General features: G+C 59.1%; 12 protein-coding genes. 2 read left to right on the top strand and 10 right to left on the bottom strand.

Features of this window, described 5'->3' with window-relative positions:
• Nucleotide 1: 1 nt before the first annotated feature.
• From fabF to NH398_RS01485, 7 genes are all read right to left on the bottom strand, one after another.
• On the bottom strand, nt 2-1,240 hold the full coding sequence (fabF, locus tag NH398_RS01515) for a beta-ketoacyl-ACP synthase II (RefSeq protein ID WP_253016026.1): 1,239 nt from the start codon (nt 1,238-1,240) through the stop codon (nt 2-4).
• A gap of 194 nt (nt 1,241-1,434) precedes the next feature.
• Nucleotides 1,435-1,668 (bottom strand): acyl carrier protein, encoded by a 234-nt coding sequence (acpP, locus tag NH398_RS01510; RefSeq protein WP_008956801.1) that lies wholly within the window; start codon nt 1,666-1,668, stop codon nt 1,435-1,437.
• A 124-nt stretch (nt 1,669-1,792) separates the two neighbouring features.
• A complete protein-coding gene (fabG, locus tag NH398_RS01505) occupies nt 1,793-2,536 on the bottom strand; it encodes a 3-oxoacyl-ACP reductase FabG (protein WP_159342513.1) in 744 nt (247 codons plus the stop codon).
• A 52-nt stretch (nt 2,537-2,588) separates the two neighbouring features.
• Nucleotides 2,589-3,548 (bottom strand): ACP S-malonyltransferase, encoded by a 960-nt coding sequence (fabD, locus tag NH398_RS01500; protein WP_159342514.1) that lies wholly within the window; start codon nt 3,546-3,548, stop codon nt 2,589-2,591.
• 154 nt (nt 3,549-3,702) lie between these two features.
• On the bottom strand, nt 3,703-4,716 hold the full coding sequence (plsX, locus tag NH398_RS01495) for a phosphate acyltransferase PlsX (RefSeq protein ID WP_253016024.1): 1,014 nt from the start codon (nt 4,714-4,716) through the stop codon (nt 3,703-3,705).
• A gap of 40 nt (nt 4,717-4,756) precedes the next feature.
• Nucleotides 4,757-4,927: a 50S ribosomal protein L32 gene (gene rpmF / locus NH398_RS01490; RefSeq protein WP_009099300.1), complete on the bottom strand. Its 171-nt coding sequence runs from the start codon at nt 4,925-4,927 to the stop codon at nt 4,757-4,759.
• Nucleotides 4,928-4,963: 36 nt separating this feature from the next.
• Nucleotides 4,964-5,512, bottom strand: a complete 549-nt coding sequence (locus NH398_RS01485) for a YceD family protein (RefSeq protein ID WP_159342516.1) — start codon at nt 5,510-5,512, stop codon at nt 4,964-4,966.
• A 159-nt stretch (nt 5,513-5,671) separates the two neighbouring features.
• On the opposite strand from NH398_RS01485, the gene NH398_RS01480 reads away from it, so the two are divergent.
• On the top strand, nt 5,672-6,274 hold the full coding sequence (locus NH398_RS01480; protein WP_253016022.1) for a nucleoside triphosphate pyrophosphatase: 603 nt from the start codon (nt 5,672-5,674) through the stop codon (nt 6,272-6,274).
• A 2-nt stretch (nt 6,275-6,276) separates the two neighbouring features.
• On the opposite strand, the gene sppA is transcribed toward NH398_RS01480, so the two are convergent.
• From sppA to NH398_RS01465, 3 genes are read right to left on the bottom strand one after another with little or no spacing between them, the layout of a single operon-like run.
• Nucleotides 6,277-7,392: a signal peptide peptidase SppA gene (sppA, locus tag NH398_RS01475; RefSeq protein WP_253016020.1), complete on the bottom strand. Its 1,116-nt coding sequence runs from the start codon at nt 7,390-7,392 to the stop codon at nt 6,277-6,279.
• Between the two features lie 9 nt (nt 7,393-7,401).
• The gene (locus tag NH398_RS01470) at nt 7,402-8,094 is read right to left on the bottom strand and encodes an HAD-IA family hydrolase (protein ID WP_253016018.1); all 693 of its coding nucleotides are present in this window, start codon (nt 8,092-8,094) and stop codon (nt 7,402-7,404) included.
• A gap of 12 nt (nt 8,095-8,106) precedes the next feature.
• Nucleotides 8,107-9,048, bottom strand: a complete 942-nt coding sequence (locus NH398_RS01465) for an RluA family pseudouridine synthase (protein WP_159342519.1) — start codon at nt 9,046-9,048, stop codon at nt 8,107-8,109.
• Between the two features lie 688 nt (nt 9,049-9,736).
• On the opposite strand from NH398_RS01465, the gene rne reads away from it, so the two are divergent.
• Nucleotides 9,737-13,096: a ribonuclease E gene (gene rne, locus NH398_RS01460; RefSeq protein WP_253016016.1), complete on the top strand. Its 3,360-nt coding sequence runs from the start codon at nt 9,737-9,739 to the stop codon at nt 13,094-13,096.
• Nucleotides 13,097-13,135: the final 39 nt, after the last annotated feature.

The following is a 13,135-nucleotide window of genomic DNA, read 5'->3' as shown; positions in this document are numbered from 1 at the left end:
CTTATACCTTCTTGAACAACAGCGAGCCGTTCGTGCCACCAAAACCAAACGAGTTCGACAGCGTTACATCGATACGCATGTCACGAGCAGTATGGGGGACGTAATCGAGATTGCAGCCCTCTTGGGGGTTGTCCAGGTTGATGGTGGGCGGCGCCACCTGATCGCGAATGGCAAGGATGCTAAAGACGGCTTCGACAGCGCCAGCCGCTCCCAGCAGGTGACCGATCATCGACTTGGTGGAGCTTACGGCCACGTGCTGCGCCGCACTGCCCAGCACTTTCTCGATCGCACGACTCTCCGCCAAATCCCCCGCTGCCGTCGACGTGCCGTGAGCATTGATATAATGCACGGCCGACGGATCGATGGCGGCATCTTTGATGGCATTGCTCATGGAGAGGGCAGCGCCACGACCATCCTCCGGCGGTGCCGTCATGTGATAGGCGTCATCGCTCATACCGAAGCCAGCCAACTCTGCATAGATATGCGCACCGCGTGCTTTCGCATGCTCATACTCTTCCAGTACTAGCACCCCCGCACCATCCGAGAGCACAAAGCCATCTCGGTCCGCATCCCAAGGACGGCTGGCCGCCTGCGGCTCGTCATTACGCGTCGATAGCGCTCGCGCCGCCGAGAAACCGCCCAGGCCAAGCGGTGTGGTAGCCATCTCCGCGCCGCCACAAATCATCACGTCCGCATCGCCGTACGCAATGGTGCGAGCGCTATAACCAATGTTGTGAGTGCCGGTGGTACAAGCAGTCGTAATGGCGATGTTCGGCCCTTTGAAGCCGTGCTGGATCGCCATGTTGCCCGAGATCATGTTGATAATGGAGCCCGGTACGAAGAACGGCGACACGCGACGTGCACCGCCTTTGTTGAGCGCATTGTGGTTATGTTCAATCATTGGCAAACCACCAATGCCTGAACCGATAGCCACACCGATGCGCTCGGCGTTCTCATCGGTGCACTCGATGCCTGAATCCTGAATGGCCTGCGCACCAGCGGCCATGCCGTACTGAATGAACAGATCCATCTTGCGTGCATCTTTGGGATTCAGGTAGGGACTAATATCAAAATTCTTTACCGAACCGCCAAACCGCGTATTGAAGCCACTGGTATCGAAGTGCTCAATCGGCGCAATGCCGCTTTTACCTGCGACGATGTTCGCCCACGACTCATTGACACTATTACCCACTGGGGTCACCAGGCCTAACCCAGTTACCACTACCCTTCTTCGCGCCATCAGCTTTCCTCCAGGCATCCATGGTGACACGACCCATCTGGGTCATTTGCTGCAGAAATTTGGTGACTAGTATAACGGAGTTTGAACGTTATATTCATTGTGAGCGTAAAGCAAAAAAGCCGTCCCCTATCAGGACGGCTTTTTTAATACGGGCGGGCAACACCCCACCCTGGTTCTTTGCGATAACCGCGCCCTTACTGGTGGGCGTTTACGTAGTCGATCGCTTCTTGAACCGTAGTGATTTTTTCAGCTTCTTCATCAGGAATTTCGGTGTCGAATTCCTCTTCCAACGCCATCACCAATTCAACGGTGTCCAGAGAGTCGGCACCCAGGTCTTCAGTGAAAGAAGAGCTGTTCTGGATGTCTTCTTCTTTAACGTTCAGGCGCTCTGCCACTACTTTCTTTACGCGCTCTTCAATAGTACTCATCAACGTACTCCAGTCGTTCACATTAGCCGTTATAGATAACCAGCTATTTGGAAACCGCAAGCCAAAAGCTGCGGGGTAGTTTATAGACGCCCTTAGGTTGACGCAACCGCCAAACCTAAGGCCATCAACGCATATTCATACCGCCATTCACATGCAGCGTTTCACCGGTGATATACCCTGCGGCATCACTCGTCAAAAAGCCCACGGCGGCGGCGATTTCTTCTGGCCCACCCAAGCGTGCCAGAGGAATCTGTTTGAGCAACATTTCATGCTGCGCTTCAGGCAGTGCCTCGGTCATATCGGTAGCGATAAAACCGGGCGCAACGGCGTTGACCGTGATGGCACGAGACGCCACTTCACGCGCCAGTGCGCGACTAAAGCCTTCCATACCGGCCTTGGCCGCCGCGTAGTTCGCCTGCCCCAGGTTCCCCATGGTCGCCACGACAGAGCTGATCGACACGATCCGCCCAAAACGCGCCTTGGTCATTCCCCGTAAACAGGCCTTGCTGACACGATAGACGGATTTGAGGTTGGTATCCATGACGGAATCCCACTCTTCCTCTTTCATCCGCATCAGGAGGTTATCACGGGTAATCCCCGCGTTGTTAACCAAAATCGTTGGCGCACCAAAGCGCTCGCCAATCGTCTTGAGCACCTCATCGATGCTCGCCTGGTCGGTGACGTTCAGGCACATGCCCGCGCCTTCGATGCCGTTGGCTTTCAAATCGGCATCGATGTTCTCGGCGCCAGCGGGGCTGGTGGCCGTTCCAATGACGATGCGTCCCTGGCGACCAAGCTCATGAGCAATGGCGCGACCAATACCGCGGCTCGCTCCCGTCACTAGGGCGACACGTTTTTCTTGCGTCATAACACGTTTCCTTCCACTGAACTAAGCAAGGGTAGCTGATATTCGCCGTTTATCACGCATTACCCGCTAATGTTTCGCGCGCAAGCTCGAGTGCTGCATCCAAACTGTCGGGGTCGTTGACCGCTAACCCCTTGGCACCGCGAACGATACGCTTATTGAGGCCAGTTAGCACCTTGCCCGGACCACACTCAATGAAGACATTAGCACCTTGCTCCGCCATGGCTTCAACGCAGGAGGACCACCGCACGGGTTGGTAGAGCTGCTCGATCAAACGAGTACGAAGCGTGTCGACATCCGCATGGGCTTGGGCGTCGACGTTTTGAATCACCGTGTAACGGGGGGCACGCAGTTCGATCGACTGCATCGCCTCGGCAAGACGCTCGGCTGCCGGGCGCATTAACGCGCAGTGGGAAGGCACCGAGACCGGCAAGGCCAGAGCACGCTTAGCGCCTGCCTCTTGGCAAGCCGTTATCGCGCGCTCGACGGCGGCCTTGCTGCCTGCAATCACGACCTGCCCAGGGGAGTTATAGTTCACGGCGGACACGACATCACCTTGCGCAGCGCTGGCACAGGCGGCCTCTACGGCGGCATCGTCCAAGCCGAGGATGGCGGCCATACCGCCTTGACCGGCGGGCACGGCTTCCTGCATCGCTTCGCCGCGCAGGCGAACGAGTTGCACACCTTCGGCAAACCCCATCACGCCGGCACAGACCATCGCACTGTACTCGCCAAGGCTATGACCTGCCATCACGCTGGGACGGGGGCCTTCCAGCTCTTGCCACACACGCCAGATAGCCACACTGGACGTGAGTAGCGCAGGCTGGGTGCAAGCCGTGGCATTCAGCGCGTCTTCGGGACCTTCCTGGACGACCTTCCACAGGTCATAGCCCAGCGCGTCGGACGCTTCCTCAAATGTCGTTCCCACCACACTGTAGCGCTCGGCCAGCTCTCGCAGCATTCCAAGCTGCTGAGAGCCTTGCCCGGGAAAAATGAGGGCAAGGGGTTGAGACATGTCGTTCACCTTTGCTCTTGTAGGCATTTGCTCAGTTGAGCGATAGGCGTGGTCATCGGCAACGCTGACGAGCAGCGCAAGGCATCTCCTACTGCCGCCGATCACCCGCAAAAGTCATACAACGTCATGTGGCACCTTCTCACTTACCGCGGGCTTACGCCCAACGCTTGGCAAGCTGCATCGGCAGGTCGTGCTCGACCTCTTGCAAGGCTCGCTGAATAGCATAGTAGAACCCATCTGCCCGGGTACCACCATGACTCTTCACCACAATCCGTTTTAGCCCAAGTAGGCTTGCGCCGTTATATCGAACGGGATCAAGCTCTTGCTTGAGCCGTTTCAGCACAGGTTTGGCCAGTACACTTGCCAAGCGCCCGCATAGGCGTGACTCGAACGCCATCTGCACACGCTCTACCAACATACGGGTCAAACCTTCGCTCGCCTTCAACGTCACGTTACCGACAAAGCCATCGCACACCATGACATCAATCTCGCCCTGAAAGATGTCGCCGCCTTCCGCATAGCCTTGATAGGCAAAGGGCAGTGATGATGCCCTCTCCTTAAGCAGGCGATTCGCTTCACGCACCACGACACTGCCTTTGGTCGCCTCGGCACCGACGTTCAACAGCGCCACCCGTGGATGCACGACACCATCCACACAGTGCGCCATAGCGGCTCCCAGCACGGCAAAATCGACGAGCCGAGAAGCAGGAGAATCCACATTGGCCCCTAAGTCCAACAAATAACAGCGTCGACCGCCTCGCGTTGGAATCGCAGTGCTGATAGCGGGCCGTGAAAACCCTGCAATCATGCCTAACTCGCGTCGAGCCAGTGCGACTAGCGCCGCTGTATTACCAGCGCTAACCCCCGCCATGGCACGGCCGTCCGAGACATCTCGCAGCATGTGCGCCATGCTCGTATCGTGACCATGGCGGAGCGCCCAGGCCGCCGAGGCGTGTTGCGATACCACGCTAGGCGCATCGTAGGCGACTAAACGTGACGCTGCCGCAGCCAAAGGCTGCGGCAAGCGCAAAAGCTCAGCGGTAATCCGCTGGCGGGGGCCGAACAGAGCGAGCTCAAGGTCAGGACGTTCGATCACTGCCTTTGCAGAGCCTTCGATAATGGCACGGGGGCCTTGGTCACCCCCCATGACATCAATCGCTAGGCGCATTGCACCCACGCTGTTCCGCCACTCGTTAGGATGTTAAGGATTAAACCTCAACGACCTTACGACCACGGTAGAAACCGTCCGGAGAGACGTGGTGACGCAGGTGAGTCGTACCGGTTTCTTTGTCCTGAGACAGAGTCGGTGCGCTCAGCGCATCGTGGCTACGACGCATACCGCGCTTGGAACGAGTTTTACGGTTCTGTTGAACTGCCATGGGTGTTTACTCCAAGGTATGTAGGGTAAGTGATGCTTACTTTTTGCCTTTCAAAGCGCCACTGCTTTTCAAAGCATTGAGCACCGCGAAAGGGTTCTTGGCTGAAGCGGACTCGTCCGCCGCGCCTTCGGTCTTGCTGACCAGCTGCTCCGCCGAGACATGGCATTCGGTCTCATCGTGATAGACCACTTGAGGCAAGCTGAGAATGAGCTCATCCTCAACCACCGTCAGCAAGTCCAGCTGTTCATTTTCCACCAGCACCGGCTCATGACTGGCAGGCAGCTCGGCGGCCAAGGCTTCGTCGGTAATCATTCCAAGCAGGAAGTCACTAGCAACGTCTTGGCTAAGCGGCACCATACAGCGGCGACAAGGCAGCGCCAGGGTCGCTTGCAAATGGCCACGAATTTCGCGACGGCCTTGGGCATCCACACCAAACTCGAGCACGACATGACAGTCGCCGGTTTGGTCACCTGCTTCTTCAGCAAGGCGGGGCAGCTTATTCAGCGCCACTGAGCCTTCGAGTCGTTCGCGGCGGGCTGCAAGCTTATAAGGCTCAACCCGGCTGGGGAGTTGTGAGGTCAACATAGGCGCGCAATGATAGGCACTCGCCCCCCTGGTGTCAAAGCTCATGGCATAATTCTTCTCGGTTTATCGATGACAATAGCACCATTAGGCATGTCACTACGCTTTCGCTACACTCACTACCGGTGCTTATTGCACCCTTCAGGCCACAAGGAGACGACAGTGCCGCAAACGCAAAACGCCCCCCTCGTGCTCGCTTCTAGCTCCCGCTTTCGCCAAGCGCTACTAGACCGACTGCACTTGCCCTACCAGTGCCATTCACCCGACATCGATGAAACGCCCCTCGATGGCGAGTCTCCCCAGGCATTAGTGCATCGTCTCGCATTGAGCAAAGCCAACGCGGTGGCCGAACGTTTTCCACAGCACTGCATCATAGGCTCCGACCAAATTGCGCTGTTCGAGGGTGACATTCTCGGCAAACCGCACACGGCAGAGCGCGCTCGCGCCAACCTAGCGCGCTTTTCAGGACACAAGGTAACGTTTTTGACGGGCCTCGCTTTGGTCGACACACGCCATCAGCGCCACCACGTGCACATCGAACCGTTCGAGGTCGTGTTCCGCACCTTGAGCGAACAGGAAATCGACCGTTACGTCACACTGGAAAAACCCCTCGATAGCGCTGGCAGCTTTCGCATGGAAGGGCTAGGCATCGCGCTCTTCGAGCGCCTCGAGGGGCGCGACCCCAACGCGCTGATCGGGCTACCGCTCATTGCACTCTGCGACATGCTTCGCCAAGTGGGCATGAACCCCCTTGGCGATGCCTGACGCTACTGAACTTGAAACTTTATTGGCGCATGACGGGTGTGAACACCCAGCACCTCGGCCGCCGCCTGAGTAAAGCGACGCGTTAGACGCTCGAAGGGATCCAAGCGCGGCGTGTAGTTCTCCCAGGACGCCTCGCCCACCTGGGCACGAGCAACCTGCTCCAGGCTCGCCAACTCGTCGACCAACCCTAAGCCCAACGCCTGCTCGCCGCTCCAGATCAGCCCGGAAAAAATATCCGGGCTGTCACTCAAACGCTCCCCTCGCCCTGCTTGCACATCGTCGATGAACTGCTCATGGGTTTGGGTGAGCACGCTTTGCCAGAAGCGCGCCACGCCCTCATCCAACGGCTGAAACGGGTCCAGAAACGCTTTGTTTTCGCCCGCCGTCATGACGCGACGCTCCACTCCCAACTCGGCAATGGCCTCTTGAAAACCGAATCCGGCATAAATGACTCCAATCGACCCTACCAAGCTGGCGGGAGACGCCACGATCTCATCAGCCGCTGCCGCGATGTAATACGCACCGCTGGCACCAATGTCTTCGATCACCGCAATGATCGGCTTATCACCCTGCTCACGCAGGCGCATGATTTCGGTGTAGATACGTTGCGACTGAACAGGGCTCCCCCCCGGGCTGTCGATGTGCAGCACGACGGCGGCGGCACCGGGATTTTCCCACGCTCGGTTCAAACCTTGAATGATGCGCTCCGCATTGGCTGGGGCATCACTGGCGATGACTCCATGGACTTCCACTAGCGCCAAATGCTGCTGGGCGGGCACGGCGGCGGTCGGCTCCGCCAAGAACACGCGATAGAGCGTCGTCGTCATCGAGATCAATACCAGCGAGAGCAGCATGAGCCGGAAGAACAGTTTCCAGCGGCGACTTCGACGCTGTTCGGTCAGCACACCACCGATCCAGCGATCCATCATCTCGAGCTGAGCCAGCCGCTGTCGCTCTCGCAGCGTCTCGGCGTCGTCCCCTTGCGCACCTACCGATGCTGACGCCCCCTCTTGAGCAGGTACTTCGGGCCCTTGCGTCCAGCGATCATGGTCACTCGGCGACGCACGGTCTCCAGGCGCCTGCCCATGACGCTCATCGCGCCGCTGATCATCACTCATCGTTGATTCCTACGTTGCGTTTCTTGAAGTCTTGACCTGCCCATCCTGAGACTCGCCGTAAAGCCACTGGAATAGCGACGGTATGTCGTCAGCCACCCATATGGGCTGACTGGCCGCTAAACGGGCGGGCGTGTGCACCCCGTATGTCACGCCCACTCGATCCATTCCCAAGGCGCGAGCCATCTCCAAATCGTACTCCGTATCCCCCACCATGACCGCCCGTTCTACCGGCACCTGCAGCTCGACCAATATCTCCTGCAGCATTTGTGGGTGCGGCTTCGAGCGAGTTTCATCGGCAGTGCGGCTCGCGTGAAAAAACTGGCCGCTCCCCGTCTCGCGAAAGATGCGATCGAGCCCGCGACGGCTTTTACCCGTCGCGACCGCAAGCCGTTGCTGAGGGCGTTCTCGCAATTTAGCCAAGTGCGCCTCCACTCCGTCGAAAAAGGGCATCGGCGTCGTGTTCCCCTCCACGAAGTGGTGAGAGTAACGCTGGCGCAGCCGCTCGGCCTGCTCCGGAGAAATGCCCGGACACAGTTTAGCGATCGCTTCGGGTAGCCCCAGCCCAATAATGTCTTCGATGGCCTTCACGTCCAACTCGCCCCATTCGGCATCTGCCGCTGCGGCCTGCATGCAGGCAACGATTTTGGGCACGGAATTCATCAGCGTGCCGTCCCAATCGAAGATAATCAGCTCGTAACGCATACCCTTCCCCTCTTATTGACGTGCGCGATTGAGCGTCTCTTCGAGCGCTTCTGGAAGCGGCGCTTTTACCGTCACCGGCCTGCCATTACCGGGCTCTGGAAACGTCAGCGAACGTGCGTGGAGGAATAGACGACCCAACCCTAACTGCTTGGTCAACAAACCGCTGTCACGGGTCGCGTATTTATCGTCGCCTAACAGCGCGTGCCCGGCATGCGCGGCGTGCACACGAATCTGATGGGTGCGCCCGGTCACGGGCTCCGCTTCGATCAGCGTGACTTTCTCGAACGTCTCCACCACCGAGAAGTGAGTACGCGACACCTTGCCATTGGGGTCTACCCGTACGCGTCGCTCACCGTTGCCCGCGTCGAAACGGTCTAACCGAGCGCTTTCGTACGTTTTGCGGGCAGGCCAGCGCCCGGCGACCAGCGCCAAATAGCGCTTGTCCATGCCGTGCTTTTTCAACGCGTCGTTGAGGGTAACCAGCGCATCGCGGGACTTGGCGAGTAGCAAACAGCCAGAGGTATCACGATCGAGACGATGCACTAGCTCCAGGAACGTCAGATCGTCACGCACTTGGCGCAACGCCTCGATCAAACCAATCTTGACACCGCTTCCTCCATGGACGGCCAGCCCGGACGGCTTGTTCAGCACCATCCAATCGGGGCCTTCCATGATCACGCTCCCCACCAGCAGGTCGCGCAGGTTGTCGCTGACCTCTTTTACCGCCTCCTTAGGCGCTAGGCGCAGCGGCGGCACTCGTACCAAGTCGCCAGACTGAAGGCGATAATCGACCTTGACCCGTTTTTTATTGACGCGAACTTCCCCTTTACGAACGATGCGATAAATCAGTGCGCGGGGAGCGCCTTTCAATCGCGTCATCAAAAAATTATCGATTCGCTGACCTGCTTGTTCCGGGGCGATTTCCACCCACTGTACTTCACGCCCTTCGGACATTGCCGCGTACTCCTGGTGACATTCTTTAACGTCAGGCTAAAAACGGCATTCTAACGTAGACCTAGCGGCATTGCGTCAATTGCTGGTGGTTGTCTTTACTGTTATATTCCAAAGCGCTCATCGGCCAACGTGGCCGGGCCGAACGTGGCCCGCTTTTATCACTTATGTATAGCGAAAGATGGCCCACGTTTTGCCTTCGCACCTGCCCGACAAACACGCAGGTCAGAGCGAACCAAGTAGCGATTAGTGTACGCACTGCCTACTGATAACGTATTGAAATGTAGTAACTCTGTCGTTCAACCATCGTTCGACGACAGAGAACGTCAGGCCCTACCAGCAACGGCGGGCCCGTCATTAAATAAACGTTACGCCCCTGCCAACAGCCCCTGTTCGTCACAAGGCGCTGCGACGCTGGGGCGCTAAGATCAACGCTGTGCCGATACCGGCGTTGGCGAATCGATGAATGCCAGGTGTGGGCGGTGTCAGCAGAGCCGGATGGACGTGACAGCCACCGAAACACGTTCTGCCGCCGCCACGTACTCAACGCCCTTTCGGCCGGGTTGGCACGACTGCCTTCCCGGCTTAATGCGTCAGCATAACCATGCGCCGAGCACAAGCACGCAGCACCCAGCGATTCGCCGACGCTCGCTTTCAAAGCACGTCGGCACGCCATGCTACGTGAGACAACATGAAACGGATGCTAATTAACGCGACCCAGCCTGAAGAGCTGCGGGTCGCTCTGGTAGATGGACAGCGCCTGTACGATTTGGATATCGAGTCCGGCGCTAGGGAACAGAAAAAAGCCAATATTTATCGGGGTAAGATCACCCGTGTAGAGCCCTCTCTCGAAGCTGCGTTCGTGGACTTTGGCGCTGAACGCCATGGCTTCCTTCCTTTGAAAGAAATTTCCCGCGAATACTTTATCAAGGACGTGTCTGGTCGCCCTAGCATCAAAGAGGTGCTCAAAGAGGGCCAGGAAGTCATCGTTCAGGTCGATAAAGAAGAGCGCGGCAACAAAGGCGCAGCGCTGACCACCTTCATCAGCCTTGCGGGTCGCTTTTTGGTATTGATGCCTAATAACCCGCGTGCAGGTGGTATTTCACGCCGTATCGAAGGCGATGATCGCAGCCAGCTCAAAGACGCGATGGGTCAGCTCACCGTTCCTGACAAAATGGGGCTGATCGTTCGTACTGCCGGCATCGGCCGCAGTTCCGAAGAGCTGCAGTGGGACCTGGATTACCTCGTGCAGGTGTGGGAATCCATCACGACGGAAGCAGGCAAACGCTCCGCTCCTTTCCTGATCTACCGCGAATCCAACGTCATCATTCGCGCCATGCGTGACTACTTGCGCCAGGATATCGGCGAGGTATTGATCGATAGTCCCGAGATTCACGCCGAAGCGCTGGCGTTCATTCGCCAGGTCATGCCCTCGTACCAGCAGAAGATCAAGCTGTACGCGGATGAAGTCCCCCTCTTCTCCCGCTTCCAGATCGAGTCACAAATCGAAACCGCCTACCAGCGGGAAGTGAAGCTGCCGTCGGGTGGTTCGATCGTGATCGACCACACCGAAGCCCTGGTCTCCATCGACATCAACTCTGCACGCGCCACGCGGGGCAGTGATATCGAGGAAACCGCGCTGCAAACCAACTCTGAGGCCGCCGACGAGATCGCCCGTCAGCTGCGCCTTCGGGATATTGGCGGCTTGGTCGTGATCGACTTCATCGACATGGGGCCTGCACGCAATCAGCGTGAAGTCGAAAACCGCATGCGCGACGCGCTGAAGCTAGACCGCGCACGCGTTCAAATCGGACGCATTTCACGCTTCGGCCTGATGGAAATGTCGCGGCAGCGCCTGCGTCCCTCCTTGGGCGAAACCAGCGGCGTGGTGTGCCCGCGCTGTAACGGTCAGGGCACCATTCGTGACGTGCGCTCGCTATCGCTCTCCATCATGCGCCTGATCGAAGAAGAGGCCATGAAAGAGCGCAGCGCCCAGATTCGCGCCATCCTGCCGGTCCCGGTGGCCACGTATCTGTTGAACGAAAAGCGCAGCGTGCTGGCGGATATCGAGTCGCGTCAAGGCGTTCGGGTCGTCCTGCTTCCCAGCCCTGACATGGACACGCCCCATTACGATGTCCAGCGCCTGCGGGATGATCATTTAGACGAAGATGACAGCCACTCGCTCTCCAGCTTCGAGCTGTCGACCGACACCGACGTCGGCAAAGAGCCAGACCCAAGCTTTGCGCCGCCGGCGCAGCGTGCCGAAGCTGCCGTGAAGAGCGTCGTGCATAACGCCCCGGCGCCTGCATCACTGCAAACCGAAGAAGCGCCTGCTAAAGCCGCTGCCCCAGCGCCCGCCGCCGAACAGCCTAGCGTGCTCGGCCGCTTCATCCGTGGCTTTGCCAAGCTATTGGGCGGTGATGACAGCGCTCACCAGACGGCCAACGAGGCGGAAGCGCCACGTAAGGCATCTGAGCAGCCAAGCCGCCCGCCCCGCAACGAGCGACGCAGCAAACCGGCTCAGGAGCGTAACGACAGCACGCCCAAGCAGGAACAGCGCAGCGATAACGCCAAGAGCGATCAGCGCGGCAACGCGGCGGGGAACACCGGATCACGTAACGAAGATGCCAGCGACAAGCGCAGCGGCCCAAGCCGTACGCGTAATCGCCGCCGCCACCCCCAACAAGACGATAGCAAAGGCCAAGAGAACGCGAAAAACACGCGTCAACAGAGCCCTAAAGAGAGCGTAAAAGAGAGCCCGAAAGAGACCTCCAAGGAGGAGTCTGGTAAACCTCAGGAGCCTCGTCGCGACAAGCCACGGGAGAACAAGCCCAAGCAGGACAAGCAGGAGGAGCGCGCACCTGCAGCGCAGGCCGACGACAGCCAGCAGGATGACGGCAAGCCGAAGCGCACCCGCAACAACCCGCGCAACCGCTCGCGTAAACAGGCGCTCAACCCGCAGGCCGAAGCCGAGCAGTTGAAGCTGCAAGCGGACGCTGCAAAGGCGCCCCAAGCCACTGATGACTCCGCCAGCACAGCCCCCGCGGACGCGGCTCCTAGCGCTGATGCCTCCTCCCAGGCAGCCGAAGCCCCTCAGGCCACGGCCACCGAGGCGCCGACTGACGCCGAGACGATGCAACGCGAACAGGCCGCCCAACCTGCGGAAGCGAGTCCTGAAGTGAGCTCTGGAGAAAGCAGTGGAGAAAGCACTGAAGAGAGCACTACCGCAGAGCGTGCAGCCAACAGTGGCGACAAAGCTCGCAAATCGACGCGCCAGCGCCGTCAATCCAAGCCGGAAGCCGACGCTAAAGACGCAGCGGCACCGGTCACGCCGCAGCCCGAGCCCGCCTCCACGGAAGCGGCTAGCCCTGCGGAGCCTGACGACGTTACTGCAGCGCGCACGCCCACCGCTGATAGGCAGGAACCGCGTGTAGAGGCGTCAGCGACAGAGGCACCCAAAACCGACGCGCCCGATACACGCGTTGCCGAAGCAAGCGATGACCAGGCCCAGCCAGCCGATCATGCCACGGCGCCGCAGGCCACGGATGCGTCTCAAACGCCCGAGACCACCCCGGCAGAGGCCGAGGCAAGCAGCACTGCGCCTGACCAAGCACACGCCGAAGCAGCGGAAAACAACGCACAGGCAGCGCCGGTAGCAGACGTCGACACCCAGTCCAAAGCGGAAACGGCGGAAACGGCGGAAACGGCGGAAACGGCGGAAACGGCGGAGCAGGATAACGTTGACACAGCGCCCTCTGCAAAGCCTGAAGACGCACCGACCCCCGAGGCTACCTCTCCAGCAAGCGAACGAACTGCCGAGAAGACGCCCAGCGATGCCGTCGCCGACGAAGCGACATCCGCGACGCCCCCTGCGACCGAGCAGGAGCCTGCGGCGACGGCTACGACCGACGAGGTGTCTGTGCCAGCGCCTGCTAGCGTTGCCACCGACGAGGAAGCGCCTAAACCGCGCCGTCGTCGCCGTCGTGCCCATAACGATCCGCGTGAGCTGCGCAAGCAGCAGAACGCTCAAGGCCAAAACTCGCAAGAGTAACGGCCAGACACGAAAAACCCCGCTCCGGCGGGGTTTTTT

The organism is Halomonas sp. CnH100-B (genome assembly GCF_024124605.1).
Lineage (GTDB): Bacteria > Pseudomonadota > Gammaproteobacteria > Pseudomonadales > Halomonadaceae > Vreelandella.
The sequence above is the reverse complement of the archived record's forward strand: the minus strand, read 5'-3'. Positions and strand labels throughout refer to the sequence as shown.